The following is a 25,775-nucleotide window of genomic DNA, read 5'->3' on the forward strand; positions in this document are numbered from 1 at the left end:
CCGGTGAATCAGGGGGTGATGCAGGATAATTTCCCGCCTTCCCTCTTGAGAGAAAGAGCCTCGTCTGCCTAGTCTGTGGCGACGTGAGGTTCTCCTGTGGAGGAAGTGACATGACGGAAACTCTTGTGCCGGGTGCCGGCGGGGCCGTGATAACCGCTGGGGCGAGGGTGGTAGACCACCCCGCATGGCCCGAGCTCAAGGCCGCCGTGGAGGAGATCCGCCCCTGGCAGGGCAAGGACGGCTCCATCGACTTCGAGGCCGAGGGGGCGCACGGCCGCGCCACCGTCCTGGCCGCCCTCGAACGCGTCGTCTCCGCCGTCGAGACCCTCTCGCCGCTGCTCCCGCACGCCACCGCGTACCACCAGGCGCTCGTCGCCGACCTGCGCAAGTGGGCCGCGGACGACTTCCGCGTCCCGGACTTCCTCGACTCCCTGCTGGCCTTCCATCCGGCCGCCGAGCGCGAGGACGGGCTCCAGCACCTCGTCGTCTTCCCCATGTACACGCAGAACGGCAACCCGGACCGCAACCTGGAGGCCGTCGTCCTCAAGATGGTGTGGCCCGAGTGGCTCGCCGAGCTGGAGCGCACCCGGTACGACAACCCGCTCTTCCTCGGCATCACCTTCGAGGACTTCACCCCGGGCTACGACACCAACTCCGCCGTCCTCTTCCCGGAGACCATCGCCGTGCGCGAGGCCCCCGAGCGCTTCACCTGGGGCGGCATCTTCTGCGACCGCGAGGCGGCCCGCTACCGCAAGGTCACCGAGGCGGCCGTCGACATCCTGGGCATCGAGCTGCCCGAGGACATCGCCCGCATGGTCGAGGACCAGGAGCGCTGCGAGAAGGCCTTCGTCCTGTGGGACATGGTCCACGACCGCACCCACAGCCACGGCGACCTGCCGTTCGACCCCTTCATGATCAAGCAGCGCCAGCCGTTCTGGATGTACGGCCTGGAGGAGCTGCGCTGCGACCTCACCGCCTTCAAGGAGGCCGTGAAGCTGGAGTCCGAGGGCAACGAGCACGGCCGCGACGTCCAGTACGCCGTCCTCTTCGACCGGATGTTCCGCTTCCCGGTCTCCGGCGACCGCAACCGCAACTACGACGGGCTCGGCGGACAGCTGCTCTTCGCCTACCTCCACAAGCACGACGTCGTGCGCTGGACGGACAACAAGCTGAAGATCGACTGGATGCGCGCCCCGCAGGTCACCAACCAGCTGTGCGCCGAGATCGAGGACCTCTACCGGGCCGGCATCGACCGCCCGAAGCTCGTCCACTGGTTCAAGGCCTACGAGCTCGTCTCCACGTACCTCGCCCCGCACCCGGGATCCAAGTGGGCCAAGGGCCCCGACGCCCTCGACATGACGCAGCCGCCGCGCAAGCTCGTGGACGACGTGCTTCCCGACGAGTTTCCGCTCAGCATGTTCTATGAGGCCCTCGCCAAGAAGCTCAAGGGCGTGATCGCCTCGACCAAGGGCATCACCGCCCTGAACGCGGAGCACGCCGAGCGGGTCGCCGCGTGAGCGTTCGTCCACAGGAGGCTGCACAGATGAACGGCTCCGGGAACGGCAACGGAAAGCTCAACGGAGCGGTGGTCGCGGTGGCGGGGGCCGGCGGGCCCGCCGGCCGTGCCGCGCTGCTCCGCCTCGCCGAGGCGGGAGCCGTCGTCATCGCGTCCGACGCCGACCCGGCGCGGCTCGCCGAGGCGGTGGACGCGGCGCGGTACGCCCACGGCGGCGCCACTGTCACCGGTGACACCGTGGACCTGCTCGACCTCGACGCCACGAAGGCCTGGGCCGAGCGGACCGAGAAGGAGTTCGGCCGCGTGGACGGACTCGTCCACCTCGTGGGCGGCTGGCGCGGCAGCAACTCCTTCACCGAGGCGGACCCCGCGGACTGGGCCTTCCTGGAGAAGCTCCTCATCCGCACGGTCCAGCACACGTCCATGGCCTTCCACGACGGCCTGCTGCGCAGCGACCGGGGCCGCTACGTCCTGGTCAGCCAGTCCGGGGCGCACAAGCCGGTCGCCAACAACGCCGCCTACAACGCGGGCAAGGCGGCGGCCGAGGCCTGGACCCTCGCCATGGCCGATTCCTTCCGCAAGGCGGGGGGAGAACACGGTCCGGGGGCGGCGGCTGCGATCCTGGTCATCAAGGCACTGGTGCACGACGCGATGCGCGCGGAGCGTCCCAATGCGAAGTTCGCGGGCTTCACCGACGTCAAGGAGCTGGCCGAGGCCATCGCCGGAGTCTGGGAGCGGCCTGCAATCGATGTGAACGGACAGCGTCTGTGGCTCACTCCGCAACCGTGAGGACCGATGCCCGCCGCCACCACGATCCGGCGGTACGCGGTTTCGCCAGCGACAACTACGCGGGGGTGCATCCGGAGATCCTGGAGGCCATCGCGCTCGCCAACGGCGGCCACCAGGTCGCCTACGGCGAGGACGAGTACACCGAACACCTGCAGAAGATCATCCGCAGCCATTTCGGCCCGTACGCGGAAGCCTTCCCGGTCTTCAACGGCACCGGTGCCAACGTCACGGCCCTCCAGGCCATGACCGACCGCTGGGGCGCCGTGATCTGCGCCAAGTCGGCGCACATCAACGTCGACGAGGGCGGCGCGCCCGAGCGCATGGCGGGCCTCAAGCTGCTCGCCGTCCCCACTCCGGACGGGAAGCTCACCCCCGAGCTGATCGACCAGGAGGCGTGGGGCTGGGAGGACGAGCACCGCGCGATGCCGCAGGTCGTCTCGATCACGCAGAACACCGAGCTCGGCACGGTCTACACACCGGACGAGATACGGGCCATCTGCGAGCACGCCCACGGCAAGGGCATGAAGGTCCACCTGGACGGGGCCCGGATAGCCAACGCCGCGGCCTCCCTCGACGTGCCGATGCGGACCTTCACCAACACCGCCGGCGTGGACGTGCTCTCGTACGGCGGCACCAAGAACGGCATGATGTTCGGCGAGGCCGTGATCGTGCTCAATCCGGACGCGGTCCGGCAGATGAAGCACATCCGCAAGATGTCGATGCAGCTCGCGTCCAAGATGCGGTTCGTGTCGGTGCAGCTGGAGGCGCTGCTCGCCAAGGACCTGTGGCTGCGCAACGCCCGCCACGCCAACGCGATGGCGCAGCGCCTCGCGGCCGGCGTGCGCGGCTGCGACGGTGTGGAGATCCTCTACCCGGTCCAGGCGAACGCCGTGTTCGCGCGGCTTCCGCAGGAGGTGTCGCGGCGTCTGCAGAAGCGCTACCGCTTCTACTTCTGGGACGAGGTCGCCGGCGACGTCCGCTGGATGTGCGGCTACGACACGCAGGAAGAGGACGTGGACGGCTTCCTCCAGGCGTTGAAGGAAGAGCTGTCGCGCTGACCCCGAATTCGCATAGGTATGCCTCTGATCGTAAATCCATTGATTCGCGGTCGGGGGCATACCTATGCTCCGCGGCATGCAGCTGATCCAACTGAACCCGGATATCCGTGCGTACCAGGCCTCGGACGAGGTGATCGACCACGGGCACGCCATCGTCGAGGAGACCTCCGACGCGCTGTGGTCCACCACCGGCGACGCATACTCATACGCGGAAGCCGCCTTCACGTTCGTCCGCGACGCGATCCCGCACTCGGCGGACTCGGGCGACGACCGGGTCGCCTGGCGCGCCTCCGACGTGCTGCGCACCCGCAACGGCATCTGCTACGCCAAAGCGCACGCCCTCGTCGCGCTGCTGCGCGCCCAGGGCATCCCGGCCGGGCTCTGCTACCAGCGCCTGACCGACGACGACGGCGCGAACCCGGTCCTGCACGGCCTGGCCGCCCTGCGGCTGCCCGGCGCCACGCGCTGGTCCAGGGTGGACGCACGCGGCAACCGGCCCGGCGTGGACGCCCGGTTCGACCTCGACGAGGAGCGGCTGGCGTTCGCCGTACGGCCCGAGCTCGGGGAAATCGACCACCCCGAGCTGTACGCCGCACCGCACCCCGCTCCCCTCACGGCGCTCCGCACCTCCGTCGACCGCGCGGCGCTGTGGCGCGCGCTCCCGACACGGCTTCAGACTCCGCCGCCGGCCGTACGGGGCCCCGCCCGGCCACCGCCCTGTGCAGCAGGGCCGCCAGAAGCTGCAGTCCGGCGATCCCGGCCAGCAGCGCGGGCGCGGGCGCGTCCGCCGCGAGTCCCACCAGGGCCGCCCCGGCCGACGCGGCCGTCAGCTTGAGCCCGGCCCCCAGCGTGAACACCTGGGTCCGTACGGGGTCCGGAGCGTGCTCCGAGCGGATCCGCAGGGTCGCCGTGAGCAGCGGCCCGTCGCAGACACCGGCCACCGCGAACAACACGGCCGCGAGGGCGACGGACGGTGCGAGCGCCGCGGCGCCGAGCGCCGCGCCGGTCCCGGCCAGGCCCCAGCGGACCAGCCGGCCGGGCGCGACGGCGGTCATCCGGCCCAGCGTCAGCGAGCCGGTCAGCGCGCCCACGGCGAAGGCCGTCATCAGCACGCCTCCGGCGCCCGGGCTGCCCAGGCCGCCGGCCAGCAGGACCGAGGTCGTGGTGAGGGAGCCGAGACCGACGAACGCCAGGGTGGTCGCCCCTGTGACGGCGCGCAGCTCGCGGACCCGCCACAGCGCGGCGAGCCCGGCGCCGATGCCGGCCCGCGGCCGGTCGCGACCCCCGCCGGCCGCGCCGCCGTCCCGGACCTTTCCGAACTCGACGACGCCGTCCCGGGCCGCGCCGGCCTCGGCGGCGCCGGGCGGCCGGAACGGCAGGGTCGCGGCCAGGGCCGCCGCCACCGCCCCGGATCCGGCCAGCACCGCCAGGGCGGGGCCCGTGGAGCCCAGTGCCGCGAACAGGCCGACGGCGGCGGGCGCGGTCACGGACGCGGCGTTGTAGGTCGAGGCGTCCCAGGCGTAGGCCCGGTCGCGGCCGGCGCCCGCCGGGACCAGGCCGGTGACCAGGCTGGAGAGCCCGCCGGTGACCATCGGCCCGCAGCTGCCGCCCAGCACCGCGACCGCGAGGACCACCGGCAGCGGGGCCCGGCCCAGCAGGACGCCCAGGGCCGCCACCGCGGCGGTGAACCCGCCCAGGGCGGCGACGTGGAACAGCCGCCGCCGGCGGGTCCGGGAGGCCGCGACACCCGCGAGCGGGGCGGCCAGGACGTGCGGGGCCAGCCATGCCGTGAGGACGAAGGCCCCGTACGCCGCGTCCCCGGTCCGCTCCAGCGCCAGCAGCACCACGGCCATGGCCATGCCCTCCGAAGCGAACCGCGCTGCCAGCGCCGCGGCCAGGTACCGCTTGAACCCGCCCATCCGGAACCCCCTCCTGAGCGTGTAACGTGATACAGGAGAAAGACGTTACGCGGTAGACGTGTACGGCGAAAGGAGCCGGCATGGGGAACTCGGGCTCCGGCCGAGTCGGGCAGACGGGCTTCGCGGCGGTCCGGCGGCTGCTCGACATCGCCGAGGCGGTCCGCGCGGCCCCCGACCTCCCGCGCGCCGCGCTGGCGGAGATCCTCGCCGGGCACGGGGAGCGCCCCGAGGACCTGACCGAGACAGCGTTCCCCGAGGCGGACGCAGCCGAACTGCGGGCCGCGGCGCGCCGCATGGGCGACGTACTCGCCGAGACCGACGAGGACCGTGCGGCGCGGGCCCTCAACGCACTGCTCGCCGAGTACGGCACCCGGCCCCGGCTGACCCGGCACGACGGCCACCCCTGGCACCTGCACGTCGACCGGGGCGGGGAGGCGGGGTGGGGGGAGTGGTTCCTGGCGTCCGGGGCCCTCGCGCTCGCCCAACTCCTCACCGCGCACGGGCGGATCGCCTGGGGGGCCTGCGCCGCGGACGGCTGCGGGCGGCTCTTCCTCGGCACCGGACCGGGCAGCGCGCGGCGGTACTGCTCGCCCGCCTGCTCCGGCCGCGCCCGGGTCGCGGCGCACCGGCGCCGCCGGCGGGCGGGGGCCGAGGACTGAGGGAAGGCCGCGTTCGACGCCGCGCTCGCAGGCCGGCGGGTCGATCGAGCTGGGGGACGCCGGGTCGGCGACCAGCAAGGACCAGGCCGGCAGCCACGTCCCGCATCCCGCTGCGGAGCGGCCGGGCGGGCTCCACCCGGCCGCGCGCCGCCGAGATCATCAAGCACGCGCGGGAGATGCCCGCGCACGCCGAGGACCCGCACTGAGCACCCCGCCGGCGCCCCGGCGCGTCCCCGTCACGGCGCGTCCGCTGCGGGGCCCCTGGACGACCGCCGGTATCAGCCGGCCTCGCGTACCTGCGCCGCGGTCGGCGCGGTGCCCCCCAGGTGCGCGGGCAGCCACCACGAGTCGTCCGGTCCCGCCGGCTTGCCCGGGTAGGCGCGCTGCGCGGCGTCCAGCAGCTCCTGCACGCGGTCGCGCACGCGGCGCGTGATGGCGCCCGCGTACTGGTCGGTGGGGGCGTCCATCGGCTCGCCGACGCGCATCGTCACGGGGATGTGGCTGCGCTTGAGGTCCTTCGGGCGGCCCTTGGTCCACAGCCGCTGCGTACCCCACAGCGCCACCGGGATCAGCGGGACCCCGGCCTCCTGCGCCATGCGCGCCGCGCCGGACTTGAAGCTCTTGAGGGTGAAGGACTGGGAGATCGTGGCTTCCGGGAACACGCCGATGATCTCGCCGGAGCGCAGGGACTGGAGAGCGTGCTGGTACGCCGACTCACCCTGCTCGCGGTCCACCGGGATGTGCTTCATCGCGCGCATCAGCGGACCGGACACCTTGTGGCGGAACACCGACTCCTTCGCCATGAAGCGCACCAGGCGCTTCTGCGGCCGGGCGGTCAGGCCGGCGAAGATGAAGTCGAGGTAGCCGATGTGGTTCGACACGAGGACGGCGCCGCCCTTGCGCGGGATGTTCTCGGTGCCCTGCATGTCGATGCGGATGTCGAGCGCCCGGAACAGCGAGTGCGCGGCGCCGATCACCGGGGGGTAGATGAGTTCAGCCATGGTGCGGAGACCCCGCTTTCTGCCTGGGGAGGTGCTCCCGGCCATAAGTTACGGCAGCGTAGGTACGCGGCCATGGGGATCGTGCCCCAAACGGGCGCCGGTGACCAGTCCAGACGCCCGTGCCAGGGGAGATTCTCGTCACGCCGGGCACCTGGAGGGGGTGCGGGCGCTCCGATCAGCTGATGAGCGTACGAGGATGGCGGGCGGCGAGGCGATGGCGGCGAGAGGAGTACGCGTGCTCGGGCGGGACGTACGGGGCGTACGGGACGGCGATCTGGACGGCGACCGGGGCGGGCAAGACGGCGACCGGGGCGGGCGGGTGCGGCCGGGAGCCGGGGGACCGCGGCGGCTGGGAGAGGCGGAACTGGGCGCGCGCCCGGGGGAGCGGGCCAGCCTGGTGCAGTTCTCCAGCGCGTTCTGCCAGCCCTGCCGGGCCACCCGGCGGATCCTCTCCGAGGTCGCGGCGATGGTCGAGGGGGTCGCGCACATCGAGATCGACGCCGAGCACCGGCTCGACCTCGTGCGGGCCCTGGCGATCGAGAAGACCCCGACCGTGCTCGTCCTGGACTCGGCGGGGCGGATCGTGCGCCGGGCGGCCGGCATGCCCCGGAAGGCGGATGTGATCGCCGCCCTGGGCGCCGCCGTATGAGGCGTCGGACGGCCCGCGAGCCGGCCCGGGCGCGCCGGTGCGCGCGCCCCCACGCAGCGTGACGCGCCTGACATCTGGCCGTTCCCGCTTGACTGTGTACACGGGAGATCGCCAGGCTGGCGGTATGCGGCATGAACTCCTGCTCTACGGACGGGTCCACGTGGACCTGGTCCGCCACGCCGGCGCGCGCTGTCCGGGTCACTGAGCGTCCCCGACCCAGGCAGCGACAGCGTCCGCGTTCCCGTGGCAGAAGGAAGATCCCCCATGACGGCCCCGACCGCTCCGTCCCCCCGTCCCGACGCCGGCCTGCCCGGCTCGCCGGACCTCCTGCGCTCCGTCTTCCGGCAGCACGCCGCCGGCGTCGCGGTGGTCACCGCGGAGGACGACGGGCAGCCGGTGGGCTTCACCGCGACCTCGCTCAACTCCGTCTCCGCCGATCCGCCGCTGCTGTCCTTCACCATCGGCACCGGCGCCTCCAGCTGGCCCGCCGTGCGTGATCGCGAGTACCTCGGAGTCCACATACTGGGCGAGCACCAGCGGGAGCTGGCCGGTCTGTTCGCCCGTAGCGGAGCCGACCGCTTCGGGGCGGGCACCGAATGGGCCGCCGGGCCGTACGGGGTGCCCGTACTGGGCGGCGTACTCGCCTGGCTGGTGTGCCGGGTGGTGGCCCGGGTGCCGGCCGGGGCGCACCGGGTGGTGATCGCGGAGGCGGTCGCCGGGAACCCGGCCGGGGAGGGCCGTCCCCTGCTGTACCACCAAGGGCGCTTCAACGCGCTGCGCGACTGAATCGTCCCTGCTGGGGCGTGGCGGGCGGCGTTGGGCAGATCACAGTTCAGCGGCCTTGCCTCTTGGTGGGACCCACGATGTACTGACGAGTAACATTCCCTTCGGAGCGCGGGCCGCCCCGACCGGGATCCGCCCGACGAGGCGCCTATGCTGCCTGCACAAGGCGGTACCAGAAAAGACGATGCGGTAGGAGAGCCGGCGTGAGCCTGAGGATCGTTGTCTGTGTGAAGTACGTGCCCGACGCCACCGGCGACCGGCAGTTCACCGAAGACTTGACCGTCAACCGCGACGACGTCGACGGCCTGCTGTCGGAGCTCGACGAGTACGCCGTCGAGCAGGCGCTGCAGATCGCCGACGAGGCCGACGATGCCGAGATCACCGTGCTGACGGTGGGCCCCGAGGACGCCAAGGACGCGCTGCGCAAGGCGCTGTCCATGGGCGCCGACAAGGCGATCCACGTCGAGGACGACGACCTGCACGGCACCGACGTCATGGGCACCTCGCTGGTGCTCGCCAAGGCCATCGAGAAGGCCGGCTACGACCTGGTCATCACGGGCATGGCCTCGACCGACGGCACCATGGGCGTGCTCCCGGCGATCCTGGCCGAGCGCCTGGGCGTCCCGCAGGTCACCCTGCTCTCCGAGGTCAAGGTCGCGGACGGCACCGTGACCGGCCGCCGTGACGGCGACACCGCCAGCGAGCAGCTGGAGGCTTCCCTCCCGGCGCTCGTCTCGGTGACGGACCAGTCGGGCGAAGCCCGCTACCCGTCCTTCAAGGGCATCATGGCCGCCAAGAAGAAGCCGGTGGAGTCCTGGGACCTGGAGGAGCTGGAGATCGAGGCCGACGAGGTCGGCCTGGAAGGCTCCTGGACCGCGGTCGACTCCGCGGCGCAGCGTCCGGCGCGCACCGCCGGCACGATCGTCAAGGACGAGGGCGAGGGCGGCAAGCAGCTGGCCGAGTTCCTGGCCGGCCAGAAGTTCATCTAGAACCCCGGTCGACCCTCCATAGCCCCCAGACACTTCGCAATCGCAGGAGAGCAGTCCCATGGCTGAAGTTCTCGTCTACGTCGACCACGTGGACGGCGCCGTCCGCAAGCCCACCCTTGAGCTGCTGACGCTGGCCCGCCGCCTCGGCGAGCCCGTCGCCGTCGCCCTGGGCGCCGGTGCCGCCGCCACCGCCGCGGTGCTCGCCGAGCACGGGGCGGTCAAGGTCCTCACCGCCGACGCCCCCGAGTTCACCGAGTACCTCGTCGTACCCAAGGTGGACGCGCTCCAGGCCGCCTACGAGGCCGCGTCCGCCGCGGGCTCCCTGGCCGCCGTGCTCGTCCCGTCCTCCGCCGAGGGCAAGGAGATCGCGGCCCGCCTGGCCGTCCGTATCGGCTCCGGCATCATCACCGACGCCGTCGACCTGGAGGCGGGTGACGAGGGCCCGGTCGCCACGCAGGCCGCCTTCGCCGCGTCGTTCACCACCAAGTCCCGCGTCTCCAAGGGCACCCCCGTCATCACCGTGAAGCCGAACTCGGCCCCCGTCGAGGCCGCTCCGGCCGCCGGCGCGGTCGAGGCGCTCGCCGTCACCTTCGGCGCGCTGGCCACCGGCACCAAGGTCACCGGCCGCACCCCGCGCGAGTCCACCGGCCGCCCCGAGCTGACCGAGGCCGCGATCGTGGTCTCCGGCGGCCGCGGCGTCAACGGCGCCGAGAACTTCCACGTGATCGAGTCGCTCGCGGACTCCCTCGGCGCGGCCGTCGGCGCCTCCCGCGCCGCTGTGGACGCCGGCTGGTACCCGCACTCCAACCAGGTCGGCCAGACCGGCAAGTCGGTCTCCCCGCAGCTGTACATCGCCTCGGGCATCTCGGGCGCGATCCAGCACCGGGCCGGCATGCAGACCTCGAAGACCATCGTCGCCATCAACAAGGACGCCGAGGCCCCGATCTTCGACCTCGTCGACTACGGCGTGGTCGGCGACCTGTTCGCAGTCGTCCCGCAGCTCACCGAGGAGATCCAGTCCCGCAAGGGCTGACCTGCGCTTCTCTTCCCAGCTTCGCCTCTTCGGGGCCGTGTGGTGATTCTCACCGCGCGGCCCCGAGTCGTTTGTCCACGGCGACCGGGTGACCATTGACGGAGCGGAACCGCATGACTAAATTCTGCCATGCGGATCTAACCTTCCGTGAAGCGGAAAAGAGGAGAGTGCACGATGGGTCAGCAGGAGAAGGTGGCGACGAGCCTCGCCGACGCGGTCAGCGAGGGCATCAGCGCCTCCCTCGCCCCGGTGGACGCGGAGCTCGCGCGGCACTACCCGGGCGACCCCGGCACCCGCCAGCCCATCCACACCGTCTACGTACCCGGCGACGTCTTCGCCGCGGACACCATCCGCTCCTGGGGCGACCAGGCCCTCGCCGCCCTGGACGAGCACGCCCCGGACGCCGCCACGTTCGCCGCGGTACTCGGCATCTCCGACGAGCTGGCCGTACCGGTCTACGACCGCGTCCGCGCCAAGCTGCTGAGCGAGCCCGTCGAGGACCTGCGCGTCGACTTCGAGGACGGCTTCGGCGTCCGCTCCGACGAGGAGGAGGACCAGGCCGCGGCCCGCGCCGCGCGACTCGTCTCCGAGGCCTTCTCCAACGGCACGAACGCCCCGTACATGGGCATCCGCATGAAGTGCATGGAGTCCAACGTCCGCGACCGCGGCATCCGCACCACCGACATCTTCCTCTCCGGCCTGCTGGAGCACGGCGGCCTCCCCGAGGGCCTCGTCCTGACCCTGCCCAAGGTCACCTACGCCGAGCAGGTCAGCGCCTTCGTCGCGCTGCTGGAGGCCTTCGAGGCGGCCCGCGGCCTGCGCCCCGGCCGGATCGGCTTCGAGATCCAGATCGAGACCAGCCAGTCCATCGTGGCCTCCGACGGCACCGCCACCGTCGCCCGGATGATCGAGGCCTCCAAGGGCCGCGCCACCGGCCTGCACTACGGCACGTTCGACTACAGCGCCTGCGTCGGCGTCTCCGCCGCGTACCAGTCGAGCGACCACCCGGCCGCCGACCACGCCAAGGCGATCATGCAGGTCGCCGCCGCCGGCACCGGTGTGCGCGTGTCCGACGGATCGACCAACGTCCTGCCGATCGGCACCACCGAGCACGTGCACCAGGCCTGGAAGCTGCACTACGGCCTCACCCGCCGCGCGCTGGCCCGGGCGTACTACCAGGGCTGGGACATGCACCCGGCGCACCTGCCGACCCGCTACGCGGCCGTCTTCACCTTCTACCGCGAGGGCCTCGCCACCGCCGCCGCGCGCCTGAAGGCGTACGTCGCCAAGATCGAGGGCGATGTCATGGACGAGCCGGCCACGGCCAAGGCCCTGGCCGGCTACCTGGTCCGCGGCCTCGACTGCGGGGCGGTCGGCGCCGAGGAGGTCGCCGCCCTGACCGGCCTGACCCGCGCCGAGCTGGACGCCTTCGCCATCCCGCGCCGCTCGGCGACACTGACGGCGAGCGCCTGACCCCGACCGGCACGCACGGCCCGGCCCGCGTTCACCCACCCCGGGCCGTACGCACCCCCACCGGCGGCACCAACCAGCAGCGCAGTACCCGCACCCGCAGCCCGCGGCCGTGCCCGGGCTGCGCGGGCTGGTTCGGTGAAAGGTCAGTCGGTCGGGGGGAGTTCGCCCGAGCCGCGGGGGATCAGGCGGGTCGGGAGCTCGATGCGCTCCGGTGCGAGATCGGCACCCCCCAGGCGCTGGAAGAGGCGGTCGGTGGCCACCCGGCCGAGGGCGGCGGCGTCCTGGGCGACGACCGTGACGCCCGGGCGCAGCAGGTCGGCCAGCTCGAAGTCGTCGAAGCCGACCAGGGCCACGGGACGCTGCCGGTCGGCGAGCACGCGTACCACCGTGACCGTCACCCGGTTGTTGCCGGCGAAGACGGCGGTGACCGGTTCGGGGCCGGCCAGCATCCGGCGGGCCGCCGCCGTCACCGGTTCCGGGGCCGTGGAGCCGAGGGACAGCCAGGATCCGGCCACCGGAAGCCCCGCCTCCGCCATCGCGGCGCGGTAGCCGCGCAGCCGCTCCGTCGCCGTGTGGATGTGCGGGTGGTCCCCGATGAAGCCGATCCGGCGGTGGCCCGCGGCGATCAGGTGGGCCACGCCGTCCCGGGCGCCGCCGAAGTTGTCCGACAGTACGACGTCCGCCTCGATCCGGCCCGCCGGCCGGTCCACGAACACCGTGGCCACCCCTGCCCGGATCTCCGGCTCCAGGTAACGGTGGTCCTCCCCGGCCGGGATCACGATCAGTCCGTCCACCCGGCGGGCGCACAGCGCGAGGGCCAACTCGCGCTCCCTTTCGGGGTCCTGGGCACTGGAACCGTTGATGAGCAGGGCTCCGTGCGCCCTGGCCACCTCTTCCACCGCCCGGTTCACGGGACCGTAGAAGGGGTCGGCGAGGTCCTCCAGGACCAGGCCCACGGTGGCGGTACGGCCCTTGCGCAGGACGCGCGCGCTGTCATTGCGGCGGAAACCGAGGGCGTCGATGGCCTCTTGGACCCGCCTCTCGGTGTCAGGGGTGACCCCCGCCTCGCCGTTGACGACCCGGGACACCGTCTTCAGTCCCACGCCGGCCCGGGACGCCACGTCCTTCATGGTCGGCCTGCTGCCGTAACGAAGCTGGGACGAATGGCGGTTGTGGGGCACGGCGGGAAAACCTCCGGAGGTGGCGGGCAGGGCTCTGACCTTGAGGATAAGCACTCGGCCGATAGTGAGGTTTCCGTGGCAGGGTGGGGCGGGCAGTCCACTGGGGGCTCCGGACGAGCCATGCGGAGAGGGGTAGACGTGATTGTCTGGATCAACGGCGCATTCGGTGCCGGGAAGACCAGCACCGCCCGCGAACTGGCCGGGATCCTGCCGGACGGCACCCTGTTCGACCCGGAGCTCATCGCGGACGCCCTGCGCGTGCTGCTGCCGGCGAAACGGCTGGCGGAGGTCTCCGACCACCAGGACCTGCCGAGCTGGCGGCGGCTGGTGGTGGACACCGCGGCGGCCCTGCTCGGGGAGCTGGGCGGGGTGCTCGTCGTGCCGATGACGCTGCTCAGGCAGGAGTACCGGGACGAGGTCTTCGGCGGTCTGGCGGCGCGGCGGATCGCTGTACGGCACGTGCTGCTCGCTCCGGCTGAAACGATCCTGCGGGAGCGGATCGCGACCCGGGAGGAGCCGGGCGCCCCGCCGGAGGCGGACCTGCGGGCCCGCCAGTGGGCGTACGAGCACCTTCCCGCCTACCGGCAGGCGCTCGGCTGGCTCAGTGCGGACGCGCACGTCATCGACAACGGCGTGCTGACCCCGCGGGAGACCGCCGAGCGGATCGCCGAGGCCGTCCGCACGGAGACCGCGCCGGTCTGCGACATCGTGCAGACCCCGGAGCCGACGCGGGAGACGGTGGCGGCCGGGGTGCTGCTCTTCGACGAGCGGGACCGGGTGCTCCTGGTGGATCCGACGTACAAGGCGGGCTGGGAGTTCCCGGGCGGGGTCGTCGAGGCGGGAGAGGCCCCGGCGCGGGCGGGGGTCCGGGAGGTCGCCGAGGAGCTCGGGCTCGTCCTGGACAGGACGCCGGACCTGCTCGTGATCGACTGGGAGCCGCCGCAACCGCCCGGCTACGGCGGGCTGCGCCTGCTCTTCGACGGCGGCCGCCTCTCGGACGCGGCGGCGGCCCGGCTCCGGCTGCCCGGCCCCGAGCTGCGCGCGTGGCGCTTCGTCACCGAGGACGAGGCCGCCGACCTGCTGCCGCGGCACCGGTACGAGCGGCTGCGCGGGGCCCTGCGGGCCCGGGAGCGCGGCCGGCCGCTGTACCTGGAGGCGGGCGCTCCCGTCGGCTGACCGGCCGGGGGGGGGGCCGGCGGAACGCGGGACGGGGGCCGGGGGAGGCGGGCGCCTCAGCCGGCCGGGGCGCCCGCCCCCGCTTCGGTCCCGGCCTCCGCCGCGGCCGTGGCCAGCGCGGCGGCCGTGTCCGTCGTCAGGGGGTCGCCGTGCCCGAAGCAGGCCGTCGAGGGAGTGAGCGCCGCCAGCCGGCGGAAGGACTCGATCGCCCGTGCCCGGTCCACGTTGAAGACGCCCAGCATCAGCGGCCCCACGGCGGCGACGCAGTCACCCGTGAACAGCACACCGTGCCGCGGCAGGTGGACGCCGATGCTGCCGTCGGTGTGGCCGGGCGCGTGGACGACGTACGCCCCGTCCCCGAAGTCCAGCGCGTCACCGTCCTCCAGCTCCTGGTCGACCCGGGTGGGCGGGGCCGCGGGGACGGTCAGGGCGTGCGCGTAAAGGGGGAGCTCCCAGTCCAGCAGGACCGGCTCGGGCACGGGCACCTCGCCGCGGACCACGGGCGCGTCCAGGCGGTGGGCCAGCACCCGGGCGCCCCAGCGCGCTGCCAGTTCCCCGGCCGCGCCGGTGTGGTCCCCGTGGCAGTGCGTGAGGACGATCCGCTCCAGCCGTTCGGGCCGCAGCCCGAGGGACCGGATCGCCGCCTCTATCCGGGGAGCGGACTCGCTGTTGCCCGCGTCGACCAGAGTGAGCGCCGCGCCGTCACGCCAGAGGTACGCCTGCCCGATCGGGAAGCGGAGCATGTGGAGCCGGTCCGGTAGCACTTCCACGACATCCATACGGCGAACGTAGGCCGCCGGTCGCCTGCCGGGCACCGGTATTCACCGGCAGCGAAGGAAGTACGCCCGAAGCGGACGTGCCCCGGGGCGGACCGTACGCACCCCGGGGCGGAGCATGCCCCGGAGCGGTCCGCCGCGCGCCGACGCGCACGGCGTGCGGTCCGCCCCGGGGAGCCGTCAGCCGCGCTTGGACTCCGCGTAGTTGACGAGGAAGAGGGCCTCGGCCACCGACAGGCGCTCCAACTCCTGCGGCGACACACTCTCGTTGACCGCGTGGATCTGCGCCTCCGGCTCGCTCAGACCGATCAGCAGCATCTCCGCGTCGGGGTACAGCGACGTCAGCGTGTTGCACAGGGGGATGGACCCGCCCATACCGCTGATCTGCATCTCCTGGCCGGGATAGGCCACCCGCATGGCCTCCGCCATCGACGCGTACGCCGGGCTGCCCGTGTCCGCCTGGAACGGCTGGCCCTGGCCGACGACTTCGAGCTCCAGCCGCGCCTTCCAGGGCGTGTGGGCCACGAGGTGCTCCTCCAGCAGCTTGATGGCCTGGGCGGTGTCCACGCCCGGCGGCACACGCAGGCTGATCAGCGCCCCGGCGCCGGCGTGCACCGATGGCGTCGCCCCGACCACCGGCGGGCAGTCGATCCCGAGCACCGTCACCGCGGGACGGGCCCACAGCCGGTCCGCGATCGTGCCCTCGCCGATCAGCTCCACGCCGTCCAGCACCTTCGCGTCGGCACGGAAGTCGGCCTCCGGGTACTGCAGGCCCTCCCACACCGCGTCCGAGGCGAGCCCGTCCACCGTCGTCGAGCCGTCCGCCGCGCGCAGCGAGTCCAGGAGCCGGATCAGGGCGGCCAGCGCGTCGGGGGCGGCGCCGCCGAACATGCCGGAGTGCAGGTTGCCGCCCAGCGTCTCGACCCTCACCTTCAGCAGGGTCATCCCGCGCAGCGTGGCCGTCACCGTGGGCAGGCCCAGGCGGAAGTTGCCCGCGTCACCGATCACGACGGTGTCGGCGGCGAGCAGCTCCGGGTGGGCCTCGGCGTACTGCTGGAGACCGCCGGTGCCCTGCTCCTCGGAACCCTCGACGATCACCTTCACACTCACCGGCACCCCGCCGTTGGCCTTCAACGCGCGCAGCGCCAGCAGGTGCATGATGAACCCGCCCTTGCAGTCGGCCGAACCGCGCCCGTACCAGCGGCCGTCGCGCTCGGTCAGCTCGAAGGCGGGGGAGATCCACGCGGCGTCGTCCAGCGGCGGCTGCACGTCGTAGTGCGCGTAGAGCAGTACGGTCGGCGCGCCCTCGGGTCCGGGCAGGAATCCGTACACCGACTGGGTGCCGTCAGGGGTGTCGAGCAGTGCCACGTCCTGGAAGCCCTCGGCGCGCAGGGCGTCGGCCACCCAGTTCGCGGCGCCCTCGCTCTCGCTCTTGGGGAACTGCGCCCAGTCCGCCACCGACTGGAAGGCCACCAGCTCGGTCAGCTCCCGCTTGGCACGGGGCATCAGCGAGGCGATGGTCTCGGCGATGGGATTCTGGGACATGGGCACGCTCCTTTTGGGTGCGACGTTGTTGTACCTGTACGCCCGCCCGCATCCGCGTGGTGTGCGTATACCGGGTACGACGAAAGACTCCCCGATCCTCGCACAGCGGGACGAGGGGAAGACTCGCCGTAGGATTTCCCCGGCATCGGAGCAACCGGGCGATCAGGAGCAGCAGCACACGTGAGCAGCGACGACGACGTACGCGACGCAAGCGAAGGACCGGCCGCGCAGAGTGCGGACGACGAGGTGGGCGGGGAGAGCGGCGAAGTGGGCGAGGTGTGGGACGTCGTCGTGGTCGGGGCCGGACCGGCCGGCGCCTCGGCCGCGCACGCGGCGGCGACGGCGGGGCGCCGGGTGCTGCTGCTGGAGAAGGCCCAGCTGCCCCGGTACAAGACCTGCGGCGGCGGCATCATCGGGCCGTCCCGGGACGCCCTGCCGCCCGGTTTCACCCTGCCCCTCCAGGACCGCGTCCACGCGGTCACCTTCTCGCTGGACGGGAGGCTGACGCGGACGCGGCGCTCGAAGCAGATGCTGTTCGGGCTCGTCAACCGGCCCGAGTTCGACGCCGGCCTGGTCGCGGAGGCCGAGAAGGCCGGTGCGACCGTCCGTACGGGCACCGCCGTGACCCGCGTCGAGCAGCACGGGGCGGCCGTGCCCGACCGGCGTACCGTCGCCGTGGTGCTGGCGGACGGCGAGACGGTCCTGGCCCGCGCCGTGGTCGGCGCGGACGGCAGCGCGAGCCGCATCGGTGCGCATGTCGGGGTGGAGATGGACCAGGTGGACCTCGGCCTGGAGGCGGAGATCCCGGTACCGGCGACGGTCGCGGAGGACTGGAAGGGGCGGGTGCTGATCGACTGGGGCCCGCTGCCCGGCAGTTACGGCTGGGTCTTCCCGAAGGGCGACACCCTCACCGTCGGGGTCATCTCGGCGAAGGGCGAGGGCGCGGCGACCAAGCGCTACCTGGACGACTTCATCGCGCGGCTCGGGCTCGCCGGTTTCGAGCCGGCCGTCTCCTCCGGGCACCTGACCCGTTGCCGCACGGCGGATTCGCCGCTGTCGCGCGGCCGGGTGCTGGTGGCGGGGGACGCGGCCGGGCTGCTGGAGCCGTGGACCCGCGAGGGCATCTCGTTCGCGCTGCGGTCGGGCCGGCTGGCGGGGGAGTGGGCGGTGAAGATCGCCGAGGCGCAGGACGCGGTGGACGCGCGCCGCCAGGCCCTGAACTACGCCTTCGCGGTGAAGGCCGGGCTGGGTGTGGAGATGGAGGTCGGCAAGCGGATGCTGGCCCTCTTCGAGGCGCGGCCGGGCCTGCTGCACGCGACGATCACCGGGCTCCGCCCGGCGTGGCGGGCCTTCGCCAGGATCACGCGCGGCTCGACGACCCTGGCCGAGCTCATCCGTACGTACCCGCTGGCCCGCAAGGCGCTGCACGCGGTGGACGCCAGGCGGGCGAGCCGTGAGGGACGCGGTGGCCGGGGCGGCGACCAGGGCGGTGATCAGGGCAGCGACCAGGCCGGTGACCAGGGCGGCGACCAGGCCCGTGACCGGGGTGGCCGCGGACGGTCCGTGCCGCCGGCGGAGGCCCCGCGCGACGCCTCCGATTCGTAAGCGGTGTGAGGTCCGGGGCGACCCGGACTCCTGACGGGCCGGGGCCGCAGGCGGCTGCCCGGCCGGTTCGGCGGCCGGCGGTCTGCCGCAGGTGACGCCGCTCGTGACCGGCTGCCCCCTCCTCCTTCGGAGGGAGAGGGAGGGGGCAGCCGCGGCGGACACCGGTCGCACGGGCGCGCATGCGCGCGGCGGGACGCCGGCGGCGTGGCGGCCTGCGGCGTGGCGGCTGCACGGCCGGCCGCACCGGTCAGCGCACGGGCGCACCCTCGCCATCGAGGCGGTCGACACGCGTGGAGAACTCGGCGAGGATTCACGCCGTGATCACGCAAGGAGTGGAGGCCGCGGGTCGGTGTGGAGCGTGCGGCGGCCCCACGGTCCGCGACATCGGCCAGTTCATCGACCACGGACGGCTCAGGTGGGGCATCGAGGAAACCTGCCGCGCCTGCCCGAGCTACTCGTGCGCGGAAGACGACGGGCCGGTCACCCCGGAGTGGATCCGTGACGCTCTCCTGGCTGCCCACGGCCCGGCGCGACTGCGCCTCACCGGGTGCGGGACGAGCCCGGTCCCGGCGATGAAGGTACTCCGTTCCGTACACCGGCTGACCCTGGCCCAGGCGCGTGAGATGGCGAACCGGCTCGCGGACACCGGTCTCCTCGGCACTCTCGTGGAGATGGAGTTCCTCGCCGCCCGCCTTCGTCACGCCTCGGTCGGTGCCACGGTCGAACACCCGGCCACGTGATCGTCCGGCTCCCGCCAACGTTCGCCGCCGCCGCCGTCGTCGTCGGCTGAGGGGCGGCGGATCGGGCCGGTGCGCCCGCCGGACGGACCGGAACCGCAGGGCGAGGTGCCACGCGGGCCGCACGGGTCCGCGGTCGACCTCGGGCGGGACGGGGGTCAGCCCGAGACCGTGATCCGGAAGACCGGGTGGTCGGCGGCGGCCGCCCGGAGCCGTTCCTCGGAGGAGTCGGCGTCGACGCCCTGGAAGAACTGGTTGACCTCCCAGCCCCACTTCTTCAGGTAGGTGCGCAGTACGGCGGCCTGCAGCGCGGGGTCGGTGACCTCGGTCGCGGTGAAGGTGCGCACCTTGCGGCCCACGCGCAGTTCGCCGCCGCCCGCCACCCGCATGTTGCGGACCCACTGGGAGTGGCCGCGGGCCGAGACCAGGTACTGGGCGCCTTCATGGGTGTGCGGGTTGACCGGGATCCGCTGCATCGCGCCGGACGTGCGGCCGCGGACCGACATCTCGGCGCTGCCGGCGAGGCTGATGCCCAGTCGGGCCAGCTTGCCGAGGAGTGCGTTGAACCGGGCGGCGAAGGGGCCGACCCGGACGTAGTAGGGAGTCGGTGCGTTCATGAGGCCCTCCGGTGCTGATCGACACTGAGAGAGCACTGCTCTCGCTTGAGAACAGTGTGTACGGATCGGCGCTTCGAAACAAGAGCACTGCTCTCGGAAGTGAGCACCGATCTTGTTTTTGGGCAGTGCTCTGAACCGTGGCACACTGAGGCGCATGAACACCGTGCGAGGGGCCAGGGAGCGGGCCCGCATCGAGGTCACCGCCGCCATCAAGGACGAGGCGCGCCGCGCCCTCGCGGCCGACGGCGCGGCCAAGCTCTCACTCCGCGCCGTGGCCCGCGAGCTGGGCATGGTCTCCTCCGCCCTCTACCGCTACTTCCCCAGCCGCGACGAGCTGCTCACCGCGCTCATCGTCGACGCCTACGACAGCATCGGCGCCGCCGCCGAGGAAGCCGACCTCCGCGCCCGCACCGCCGGCTCCCCGCCCCGCGCCCGCTGGCTCGCCGTCTGCGAGACCGTCCGCGCGTGGGCCCTGGAGCACCCGCACGAGTACGCCCTCATCTACGGTTCCCCCGTCCCCGGCTACAGCGCCCCGGCGGACACCATCGCCCCCGCCTCCCGCGTCGCCGACACCCTCATCGGCATCCTGCGCGCGGCCTACGAGGGCCGAGGCCTCGCCCTGCCGCCGCTCCCGGCCGCCCTGCGCCCCGAAGCCGCCCGGATGACCGCCGACTTCGCCCAGGGGCTGCCCCCGGAGACCAGTGCGGCCCTGGTCGCCGCGTGGGCGCAGCTGGTCGGGCTCGTCTCCTTCGAGGTGTTCGGGCAGTTCAACCGGGTGGTGGAGGACCGCACGGCCTTCTTCTCGCACGCGGCGGGCCAACTGGCGCACGGGGTCGGCCTGACGTCCGCGTGATCCGGCCCGGCGAAGGAGCCGTCCGCGGATTCCTGCGACAAGGCGACAAGTCGATTGTCTGTTCCTCCTCTTGAAGCCTTCGGTTGCGGCCTCGCCGAGGGCCGTGCCCGTCTACTGTTCCTCGGGTCCGCCACCCCCGCCGCCGCCGGAGGAACAGCCATGGCCCGAGCCCGCGCCGTGAACGCCCTGTACGCCGTACTGCTCACCGCCCTGCTCGCCGCCCCGGCGCCCGCCGTGACCGCCTCGGCGAGCGGTACGGGCCGGGGGCCGACGGCCTCGCAGCGCGCCTCGCCCGTCCAGGACCCCGCCGAGCCCGCTCCGGCACCCCCCAGACCGCGGATACCGGGCGAGCGGGGCCTGGAGATCGCCGTCCCCGCCTACGCCTGGGCCGACGACCGGATGCTGAGCGACCTCACGGCCACCCGCCCGGCCGCCTCCGTGGTGGTGCTGAACCCCGGGAACGGCGACGCCCCGTTCGACGCCCCCTGGCGAGCCCGGGCCGCCGCCCTGCGGGCCGCCGCCACGGCCACCGGCGAGAAGACCAAGGTGCTGGGCTACGTGCACACCGACCACGGCAACCGCCCTGTCGACGAGGTCAAGGCGTCCGTCGACAACTACCTCAGGCCCGGCGGCCGCGCCGCCGGCCGGCTCCACGTGGACGGCATCTTCTTCGACGTGGTCAGCCGGGAGTGCGGCCCGGGGAACGCCGTCCGCGACTACTACGCGGAGCTGCGCCGGTACGTCCAGGAGGCCGTGCACGCCATCGACCCCGAGGCCGAGGACCTGGTCGTCAACAACCCCGGCACGGCCATCGCCGACTGCTACCTGGAGCCGGGCCGCCGCACCGCGGACGTCTTCGTCACGTACGAGGACACGTACGCCTCGTACACCGGCGGCGGCTGGCTCGGCGGCAACGTCTTCGACCACGCGACCGGCTACCGGCCCGGCACCGAACTCGACCCGAGCGGGACGGCGTTCTGGCACCTGGTCCACGAGGTGCCGCACGCGGAAGCGATGGGCGCCGTGCTCAGCACCGCCTTCGACCGGGGCGCCGGGTACGCGTACGCGACCAGCGCGGCCATGCCCAACCCGTGGAACGCTGGCCCGACGTGGAAGTACCGCGCGCAGACCGAGTACGCCGCCGGCCTCGGCCGCGACCGGTAGAGCCGATGCCGCGGCCCCGCCGGCGGCCCCGCCGTGGGCAGCGGCGGGCGGAGTGGTGCCGGGTGTCCGTGGAGGTCAGCGGTAGTCGTCCGGGTGTCCCTGCATCCACGTGTTGATCTTGTCGCGGGTCCCGAGCAGCGTGGCCTGGTGCTTTTTCAAGTTCTCGAAGGACCGGTCATCCCCCAGGTCCTTGTCGAGCTTCGCGATGAGGGCGATCGGCTCGGGGAAGTGACCGGCCCCCTTCGGGTCGGCTTTCATGGCCCTGTCCAACCGGTGCAGTTCGTCATACACCCGTCCGAGAAAGTAGGCGCAGTTCCCCGGGGTGCACGAATCGTCCAGCGTGGCCTGGAGCCCGGCGAAGGCGTCCCGGACCTTCGACACCGGCTCGGAGGGGGAGGGCGCAGCCGATGCGGGGGCGAGGGGCGACGCGGAGCCGGACGCGGCCGGACGGGTCGACACGGAGGATGCGCCGGCCTCCCCGCCGGCGGGCACGGCCGAGCCGGAGCCGCAGGAGACGGTGAACGCCCCCAGGGCGACCACGAGTACGGCTGTGCTCCGCACACTGGAACAGAACATCGGCTTCCCCCTGATGAATGAGTCGGCCGAGCCTACTGAACGCTCGAACGCCTGGGCCTCGGAGGGGTCGGCGGCCCGCCCCGGTCGCGGGGGCGGTACCGCTCGTTGTGCCGCGCTAGCCGCCGTCGTTCTCCGAGAGGCCGGTGAAGCGCCACAGGACCCGGGTGGCCTGAAGGGCGAAGGCGACCGCCGCCGTGACACCGCCTGTCACCAGGAGGGCGGCGTCCACCTGGTGGGGGAGCGCGAACAGCAGCGCCGGGCCGTACACGGCGCCGAACACGAGGGCGGCCGCGCAACATGCGCTGACGAAGGCGTAGCCGATCTCCACGGTGATCGCGTCCCGGTCCGTCTGTGTACGTCGTTCCATACGTGCAGTGTCGCGGCATGCGCGAGCCGCCACAAGGACGCCGCGGGCGACACTGGAGGGACGGGGGCTGGACGCGAGGGCGGGCGGAGGCGGCGATGGGCGGCGCGGGGCAGGACTCAGGGCCGGCGGGCGGCGCGGGTAAGGACAGCGGGCCGGTGGGCGGCCCGGGGAGGGACCCCGGGCCGACGGGCGGCGCGGGTAAGGACACCGGGCCGGTGGGCGGCGCGGGTAAGGACTCAGGGCCGGCGGGCGGCGCGGGGAGGGACGCCGGGCCGACGGGACCGGGCGGGGAGCCGTTCGAGTTGTTTCCGCGCGAGCGGACCGTGGTGGCTCCCGGGGCCGTGCACCTGCCCGACTGGCTCGGCCCCGCGCGGCAGGAGGAGCTGCTGGCCGCGTGCCGCGCGTGGGCGCGCCCGCCGGCCGGCCTGCGCACCGTACGGACCCCCGGCGGCGGGACGATGACCGCCCGGCAGGTGTGCCTCGGGCTGCACTGGTACCCGTACGCGTACGCCCGCACCGCCGTGGACGGCGACGGGGCGCCGGTCAAGCCGATGCCGGCGTGGCTCGCGGAGCTGGGGCGGGAGGCGGTGGCCGCCGCGTACGGGGAGCCCCTGGCACGCGAGGTCGTGTACGACATCGCGCTGATCAACTTCTACGACGGCGACTCCCGGATGGGCATGCACCGCGACGCCGAGGAGAGGTCCCCGGCCCCCGTCGTCTCGCTGAGCCTGGGCGACTCCTGCCTCTTCCGTTTCGGCAACACCGGCTCGCGCGGACGTCCGTACCGGGACGTGGAGCTGCGCAGCGGGGACCTGTTCGTCTTCGGAGGAGAGAGCCGACTGGCCTACCACGGGGTGCCGAAGGTGTGGCCGGGCACCGGCCCGACCGCACTCGGGCTGACCGGCCGGCTGAACATCACCCTGCGGGTCGGCGGGCTCGACCAGGACGTCTCCTCCGGACCGGGCCGGTGAGGCCCGCGCCGTCCGACGGCGTGCCCGGTGCCCGGGAGGGCGGAGGCGCCTGTGCACGGGACGTACTCCGGCGCCCCGGCACCGCCGCACGCGGCTGTGCCCGGCACCGCGGGCCCGGCACCGTCCGCGGGAGACGGCCGGCTCACGGCGTGACCCGGGCATCCGCCGTGCGAGGATCGCTGTCATGAACGGCAACGGGGCCCCGCCGCGGGTCGGGGATGCGACCGCTGTGTCCACCGCGTCCGCACGGACGAAGCTGGAGCGGGGCCGCGGTGCGCTCGGACCGGCGTTGGAGCTGGTCCACACCGGCAGGGCGCCGACCCGGGCCGTGCTCACGGCCGAGCTCGGGGTCACCCGCGCCACGGCGGGCGCGGTCGCCGCCGAACTGGAGGCGCTCGGCCTGATCCGCGTCGACTCCAGCCCCGGCGGCGCGGGCGGCACGCAGGGCCGGCCCTCGCACCGGCTCGCCGTTGACGAGAACGGCCCCGTGGCGCTGGCCGCGCAGGTCCACTCGGACGGTTTCCGTGCGGCGCTGGTCGGCCTCGGCGGCCGGATCGTGGCCACCGCCCCCGGCAAGGTCACCGTCTCCGCCGACCCGGCGCAGGTGCTCGGCGCGGTCGTCGACGCGGGCGCCGAGCTGCTCGCGGAGAGCGGGCGCCGCTGCGTGGGCGCGGGGCTCGCGGTGCCCTCGGCGGTCGCGGAGCCGGAGGGAACGGCACTGAACCCGCTGCACCTGGCCTGGCCCGCAGGTTCTCCCGTACGGGCCATCTTCGCCGAGCGCGTCAAGGCGGCCGGGATCGACGGCCCCGCCCTGACCGGCAACGACGTCAACCTCGCGGCGCTGGCCGAGCACCGGCACGGCGCCGGGCGCAGCGCGCAGCACCTGCTGTGCGTGGCCACCGGTCACCGGGGGGTCGGCGGCGCGCTCGTGCTGGACGGGCGCCTGCACAGCGGAAGTTCGGGACTCGCCCTGGAGGTCGGCCACCTCACGGTGAATCCGGAGGGACGGGCCTGCCACTGCGGCGGCCGCGGCTGCCTCGACGTCGAGGCCGACCCGCTGGCCTTCCTGACCGCGGCGGGCCGTACGCCGGGCCCCGAGGTGTCGCTGCTCCAGCAGGCCCGCGACCTGCTGCGCGAGGAGTACGCGGCGCCCGCGGTACGGGCGGCGACGGAGGAGCTCATCGACCGGCTGGGGCTGGGCCTCGCGGGCCTGGTGAACATCCTGAACCCGGACCGGATCATCCTGGGCGGCCTGCACCGCGAACTGCTCCACGCCGACCCGGAGCGGCTGCGCGCGGTCGTCGCGGACCGCAGTCTGTGGGGGCGCAGCGGGGGCGTACCGATCCTGCCCTGCACCCTCGACCACAACAGCCTGGTGGGCGCGGCGGAGCTGGCGTGGCAGCCGGTCCTCGACGACCCGCTGGGGGCTCTCGGCACGGCGGCCGTGTAGGACCGGGCATCCGGGACACCGGGTCCCGCGCCGACGGACAGAGGGATCAGGGATTCCGGTCCCGGGATCCGGGAGCCCGGCCGGGACCGAGGCTCCGGGACCGAAAGCCCCGGCGCCCCGGACCCCGCGGCCGCTACCCCGTCCGGGACCCGGCCGCGGTTTCGGCCCCGCCGGTCCCCGACCTGGTGCCGGCGGGCATCACGACCGGCGGACCGGCGACGCCGATGTCGATCTCGATGTCGATCTCCGGGCCGGTGCCGGTGCCGGTGTCGCCGCCCGTGCCCACGGCGCCCGCGTCCATGCTGATCAGCACGGGCCGCAGGGGTTCCTGGGCGGGCTCGACCTCGATCCGGACCGGAGGAGGAGGCGCGGACAGGGCGTGCGCGGTCGTCAGTGAGAACCACACCACCTTGCCCGGACGGTCGTCGTACTGTCTCGCGCCCCAGGCCTCGCTGACCGCAGCGACGAGCGCGAGCCCGCGTCCGCAGGTCTCCAGGGCCTCCGGCGTGCGGGACACGTGGGCCCCGGTCTCCCGGAGTACCGGAAGGCGGGGATCACTGTCGATCACCGAGACGGTGACACGGCCTAGGCGGAGCTCGATCTCGACCGTGCAGGTCTTGTCGGGCTGAGCATGGCGGTGGACATTGCTGAGCAGTTCCGTCACTCCCAGCGCGGCCCGGTCGATGAGCGGGTCGAGTTGCCAGTGGCGCAATTGCGCGGCGACGATGCGGCGGACCTGACCGATCCGCGAAGGCAGGGCCTGCAGTTCGACGACGCAGTGCCTGCGGGAATGACTGATCACGGCTGCGACTCCCCGACATCAGTGTTACGGGTGCTGCACCCTCGGTAATGCTCCACCAGAGTCACCCACGGTGTGCCGGTGTGCAA

At 73.4% G+C, this 25,775-nt stretch carries 25 protein-coding genes and 1 pseudogene; 17 read left to right on the forward strand and 9 right to left on the reverse strand.

What is annotated here, in order from left to right:
* Positions 1 to 110 precede the first annotated feature (110 nt).
* The 4 genes and pseudogenes from ACFWUQ_RS06900 to ACFWUQ_RS06915 all read left to right on the forward strand — a co-directional run.
* The gene (locus tag ACFWUQ_RS06900; protein WP_384533899.1) at positions 111 to 1,517 is read left to right on the forward strand and encodes a DUF6421 family protein; all 1,407 of its coding nucleotides are present in this window, start codon (positions 111 to 113) and stop codon (positions 1,515 to 1,517) included.
* A 26-nt stretch (positions 1,518 to 1,543) separates the two neighbouring features.
* The gene (locus ACFWUQ_RS06905; RefSeq protein ID WP_384533902.1) at positions 1,544 to 2,305 is read left to right on the forward strand and encodes an SDR family NAD(P)-dependent oxidoreductase; all 762 of its coding nucleotides are present in this window, start codon (positions 1,544 to 1,546) and stop codon (positions 2,303 to 2,305) included.
* Positions 2,302 to 3,363, forward strand: a complete 1,062-nt coding sequence (locus ACFWUQ_RS06910; RefSeq protein WP_384533904.1) for a threonine aldolase family protein — start codon at positions 2,302 to 2,304, stop codon at positions 3,361 to 3,363. Before ACFWUQ_RS06905 ends, ACFWUQ_RS06910 begins: the two co-directional genes overlap by 4 nt.
* A 76-nt stretch (positions 3,364 to 3,439) precedes the next feature.
* A pseudogene (locus ACFWUQ_RS06915) lies at positions 3,440 to 4,036 on the forward strand (transglutaminase family protein); the annotation flags it as partial.
* Here the strand turns inward: ACFWUQ_RS06915 and ACFWUQ_RS06920 are convergent.
* Entirely contained in the window at positions 3,975 to 5,282 is a 1,308-nt protein-coding gene (locus ACFWUQ_RS06920; RefSeq protein ID WP_384533907.1) for an MFS transporter, read from the reverse strand. The pseudogene ACFWUQ_RS06915 and the gene ACFWUQ_RS06920 sit on opposite strands and share 62 nt — an antisense overlap.
* A gap of 80 nt (positions 5,283 to 5,362) precedes the next feature.
* On the opposite strand from ACFWUQ_RS06920, the gene ACFWUQ_RS06925 reads away from it, so the two are divergent.
* Complete coding sequence (locus ACFWUQ_RS06925; RefSeq protein WP_384533908.1) at positions 5,363 to 5,941, forward strand: CGNR zinc finger domain-containing protein; 579 nt, start codon at positions 5,363 to 5,365, stop codon at positions 5,939 to 5,941.
* A 278-nt stretch (positions 5,942 to 6,219) separates the two neighbouring features.
* On the opposite strand, the gene ACFWUQ_RS06930 is transcribed toward ACFWUQ_RS06925, so the two are convergent.
* Positions 6,220 to 6,942 (reverse strand): lysophospholipid acyltransferase family protein, encoded by a 723-nt coding sequence (locus tag ACFWUQ_RS06930; protein ID WP_384533911.1) that lies wholly within the window; start codon positions 6,940 to 6,942, stop codon positions 6,220 to 6,222.
* 319 nt (positions 6,943 to 7,261) lie between these two features.
* Between ACFWUQ_RS06930 and ACFWUQ_RS06935 the strand changes: the two genes are divergently transcribed.
* The 5 genes from ACFWUQ_RS06935 to ACFWUQ_RS06955 all read left to right on the forward strand — a co-directional run bounded on the left by ACFWUQ_RS06935 (position 7,262) and on the right by ACFWUQ_RS06955 (position 11,869).
* Positions 7,262 to 7,591 carry a thioredoxin family protein gene (locus tag ACFWUQ_RS06935; RefSeq protein ID WP_384534015.1) on the forward strand — a complete coding sequence of 110 codons (330 nt, stop codon included), beginning with the start codon at positions 7,262 to 7,264 and terminating at the stop codon, positions 7,589 to 7,591.
* Positions 7,592 to 7,855: 264 nt separating this feature from the next.
* Positions 7,856 to 8,377 carry a flavin reductase family protein gene (locus ACFWUQ_RS06940; protein ID WP_384533913.1) on the forward strand — a complete coding sequence of 174 codons (522 nt, stop codon included), beginning with the start codon at positions 7,856 to 7,858 and terminating at the stop codon, positions 8,375 to 8,377.
* Positions 8,378 to 8,577: 200 nt separating this feature from the next.
* The gene (locus ACFWUQ_RS06945; RefSeq protein WP_384533916.1) at positions 8,578 to 9,363 is read left to right on the forward strand and encodes an electron transfer flavoprotein subunit beta/FixA family protein; all 786 of its coding nucleotides are present in this window, start codon (positions 8,578 to 8,580) and stop codon (positions 9,361 to 9,363) included.
* Positions 9,364 to 9,421: 58 nt separating this feature from the next.
* Positions 9,422 to 10,396 carry an electron transfer flavoprotein subunit alpha/FixB family protein gene (locus tag ACFWUQ_RS06950; protein WP_384533919.1) on the forward strand — a complete coding sequence of 325 codons (975 nt, stop codon included), beginning with the start codon at positions 9,422 to 9,424 and terminating at the stop codon, positions 10,394 to 10,396.
* A 174-nt stretch (positions 10,397 to 10,570) separates the two neighbouring features.
* Entirely contained in the window at positions 10,571 to 11,869 is a 1,299-nt protein-coding gene (locus tag ACFWUQ_RS06955) for a DUF6986 family protein (RefSeq protein WP_384533922.1), read from the forward strand.
* Positions 11,870 to 12,012: 143 nt separating this feature from the next.
* Here ACFWUQ_RS06955 and ACFWUQ_RS06960 read toward each other — a convergent pair whose 3' ends face one another.
* On the reverse strand, positions 12,013 to 12,999 hold the full coding sequence (locus tag ACFWUQ_RS06960; RefSeq protein WP_384534018.1) for a LacI family DNA-binding transcriptional regulator: 987 nt from the start codon (positions 12,997 to 12,999) through the stop codon (positions 12,013 to 12,015).
* Positions 13,000 to 13,170: 171 nt separating this feature from the next.
* Here ACFWUQ_RS06960 and ACFWUQ_RS06965 point away from each other — a divergent pair, with 171 nt between their 5' ends.
* Entirely contained in the window at positions 13,171 to 14,226 is a 1,056-nt protein-coding gene (locus tag ACFWUQ_RS06965; RefSeq protein ID WP_384533923.1) for an NUDIX domain-containing protein, read from the forward strand.
* 56 nt (positions 14,227 to 14,282) lie between these two features.
* Here ACFWUQ_RS06965 and ACFWUQ_RS06970 read toward each other — a convergent pair whose 3' ends face one another.
* A complete protein-coding gene (locus tag ACFWUQ_RS06970; protein ID WP_384533925.1) occupies positions 14,283 to 15,005 on the reverse strand; it encodes an MBL fold metallo-hydrolase in 723 nt (240 codons plus the stop codon).
* Positions 15,006 to 15,182: 177 nt separating this feature from the next.
* Positions 15,183 to 16,547, reverse strand: a complete 1,365-nt coding sequence (locus tag ACFWUQ_RS06975) for a dipeptidase (RefSeq protein ID WP_384533927.1) — start codon at positions 16,545 to 16,547, stop codon at positions 15,183 to 15,185.
* 246 nt (positions 16,548 to 16,793) lie between these two features.
* Between ACFWUQ_RS06975 and ACFWUQ_RS06980 the strand changes: the two genes are divergently transcribed.
* Both ACFWUQ_RS06980 and ACFWUQ_RS06985 read left to right on the forward strand, forming a co-directional pair.
* Positions 16,794 to 18,152, forward strand: coding sequence for a geranylgeranyl reductase family protein (locus ACFWUQ_RS06980; RefSeq protein ID WP_384534020.1), 1,359 nt, complete (start codon positions 16,794 to 16,796; stop codon positions 18,150 to 18,152).
* Between the two features lie 317 nt (positions 18,153 to 18,469).
* Positions 18,470 to 18,892, forward strand: coding sequence for a hypothetical protein (locus tag ACFWUQ_RS06985; RefSeq protein ID WP_384533929.1), 423 nt, complete (start codon positions 18,470 to 18,472; stop codon positions 18,890 to 18,892).
* Between the two features lie 155 nt (positions 18,893 to 19,047).
* Here ACFWUQ_RS06985 and ACFWUQ_RS06990 read toward each other — a convergent pair whose 3' ends face one another.
* Entirely contained in the window at positions 19,048 to 19,506 is a 459-nt protein-coding gene (locus tag ACFWUQ_RS06990) for a nitroreductase/quinone reductase family protein (RefSeq protein WP_384533932.1), read from the reverse strand.
* Between the two features lie 154 nt (positions 19,507 to 19,660).
* Here ACFWUQ_RS06990 and ACFWUQ_RS06995 point away from each other — a divergent pair, with 154 nt between their 5' ends.
* Both ACFWUQ_RS06995 and ACFWUQ_RS07000 read left to right on the forward strand, forming a co-directional pair.
* Positions 19,661 to 20,359 carry a TetR/AcrR family transcriptional regulator gene (locus ACFWUQ_RS06995; protein ID WP_384533934.1) on the forward strand — a complete coding sequence of 233 codons (699 nt, stop codon included), beginning with the start codon at positions 19,661 to 19,663 and terminating at the stop codon, positions 20,357 to 20,359.
* Between the two features lie 159 nt (positions 20,360 to 20,518).
* A complete protein-coding gene (locus tag ACFWUQ_RS07000) occupies positions 20,519 to 21,523 on the forward strand; it encodes a spherulation-specific family 4 protein (RefSeq protein ID WP_384533937.1) in 1,005 nt (334 codons plus the stop codon).
* A gap of 75 nt (positions 21,524 to 21,598) precedes the next feature.
* Here ACFWUQ_RS07000 and ACFWUQ_RS07005 read toward each other — a convergent pair whose 3' ends face one another.
* Together ACFWUQ_RS07005 and ACFWUQ_RS07010 are read right to left on the reverse strand one after the other, a co-directional pair.
* Positions 21,599 to 22,099 carry a hypothetical protein gene (locus tag ACFWUQ_RS07005; protein ID WP_384533940.1) on the reverse strand — a complete coding sequence of 167 codons (501 nt, stop codon included), beginning with the start codon at positions 22,097 to 22,099 and terminating at the stop codon, positions 21,599 to 21,601.
* Positions 22,100 to 22,214: 115 nt separating this feature from the next.
* Positions 22,215 to 22,466: a DUF6332 family protein gene (locus ACFWUQ_RS07010; RefSeq protein WP_384533943.1), complete on the reverse strand. Its 252-nt coding sequence runs from the start codon at positions 22,464 to 22,466 to the stop codon at positions 22,215 to 22,217.
* Positions 22,467 to 22,768: 302 nt separating this feature from the next.
* On the opposite strand from ACFWUQ_RS07010, the gene ACFWUQ_RS07015 reads away from it, so the two are divergent.
* Both ACFWUQ_RS07015 and ACFWUQ_RS07020 read left to right on the forward strand, forming a co-directional pair.
* On the forward strand, positions 22,769 to 23,437 hold the full coding sequence (locus ACFWUQ_RS07015) for an alpha-ketoglutarate-dependent dioxygenase AlkB family protein (RefSeq protein ID WP_384533945.1): 669 nt from the start codon (positions 22,769 to 22,771) through the stop codon (positions 23,435 to 23,437).
* 184 nt (positions 23,438 to 23,621) lie between these two features.
* Complete coding sequence (locus ACFWUQ_RS07020) at positions 23,622 to 24,887, forward strand: ROK family protein (RefSeq protein WP_384533946.1); 1,266 nt, start codon at positions 23,622 to 23,624, stop codon at positions 24,885 to 24,887.
* Positions 24,888 to 25,020: 133 nt separating this feature from the next.
* On the opposite strand, the gene ACFWUQ_RS07025 is transcribed toward ACFWUQ_RS07020, so the two are convergent.
* Positions 25,021 to 25,689, reverse strand: a complete 669-nt coding sequence (locus ACFWUQ_RS07025; RefSeq protein ID WP_384533949.1) for an ATP-binding protein — start codon at positions 25,687 to 25,689, stop codon at positions 25,021 to 25,023.
* Positions 25,690 to 25,775: the final 86 nt, after the last annotated feature.

The sequence above is a fragment of the Streptomyces sp. NPDC058662 genome (assembly GCF_042716255.1).
Lineage (GTDB): Bacteria > Actinomycetota > Actinomycetes > Streptomycetales > Streptomycetaceae > Streptomyces.

Coding starts and splice junctions, on each gene's coding strand:
- ACFWUQ_RS06900 (WP_384533899.1), top strand. CDS start 111: ATGACGGAAACTCTTGTGCCGGGTGCCGGCGGGGCCGTGATAACCGCT.
- ACFWUQ_RS06905 (WP_384533902.1), top strand. CDS start 1,544: ATGAACGGCTCCGGGAACGGCAACGGAAAGCTCAACGGAGCGGTGGTC.
- ACFWUQ_RS06920 (WP_384533907.1), bottom strand. CDS start 5,282: ATGGGCGGGTTCAAGCGGTACCTGGCCGCGGCGCTGGCAGCGCGGTTC.
- ACFWUQ_RS06925 (WP_384533908.1), top strand. CDS start 5,363: ATGGGGAACTCGGGCTCCGGCCGAGTCGGGCAGACGGGCTTCGCGGCG.
- ACFWUQ_RS06930 (WP_384533911.1), bottom strand. CDS start 6,942: ATGGCTGAACTCATCTACCCCCCGGTGATCGGCGCCGCGCACTCGCTG.
- ACFWUQ_RS06940 (WP_384533913.1), top strand. CDS start 7,856: ATGACGGCCCCGACCGCTCCGTCCCCCCGTCCCGACGCCGGCCTGCCC.
- ACFWUQ_RS06950 (WP_384533919.1), top strand. CDS start 9,422: ATGGCTGAAGTTCTCGTCTACGTCGACCACGTGGACGGCGCCGTCCGC.
- ACFWUQ_RS06955 (WP_384533922.1), top strand. CDS start 10,571: ATGGGTCAGCAGGAGAAGGTGGCGACGAGCCTCGCCGACGCGGTCAGC.
- ACFWUQ_RS06960 (WP_384534018.1), bottom strand. CDS start 12,999: ATGAAGGACGTGGCGTCCCGGGCCGGCGTGGGACTGAAGACGGTGTCC.
- ACFWUQ_RS06965 (WP_384533923.1), top strand. CDS start 13,171: ATGCGGAGAGGGGTAGACGTGATTGTCTGGATCAACGGCGCATTCGGT.
- ACFWUQ_RS06970 (WP_384533925.1), bottom strand. CDS start 15,005: ATGGATGTCGTGGAAGTGCTACCGGACCGGCTCCACATGCTCCGCTTC.
- ACFWUQ_RS06975 (WP_384533927.1), bottom strand. CDS start 16,547: ATGTCCCAGAATCCCATCGCCGAGACCATCGCCTCGCTGATGCCCCGT.
- ACFWUQ_RS06990 (WP_384533932.1), bottom strand. CDS start 19,506: ATGAACGCACCGACTCCCTACTACGTCCGGGTCGGCCCCTTCGCCGCC.
- ACFWUQ_RS06995 (WP_384533934.1), top strand. CDS start 19,661: ATGAACACCGTGCGAGGGGCCAGGGAGCGGGCCCGCATCGAGGTCACC.
- ACFWUQ_RS07000 (WP_384533937.1), top strand. CDS start 20,519: ATGGCCCGAGCCCGCGCCGTGAACGCCCTGTACGCCGTACTGCTCACC.
- ACFWUQ_RS07005 (WP_384533940.1), bottom strand. CDS start 22,099: ATGTTCTGTTCCAGTGTGCGGAGCACAGCCGTACTCGTGGTCGCCCTG.
- ACFWUQ_RS07010 (WP_384533943.1), bottom strand. CDS start 22,466: ATGGAACGACGTACACAGACGGACCGGGACGCGATCACCGTGGAGATC.
- ACFWUQ_RS07020 (WP_384533946.1), top strand. CDS start 23,622: ATGAACGGCAACGGGGCCCCGCCGCGGGTCGGGGATGCGACCGCTGTG.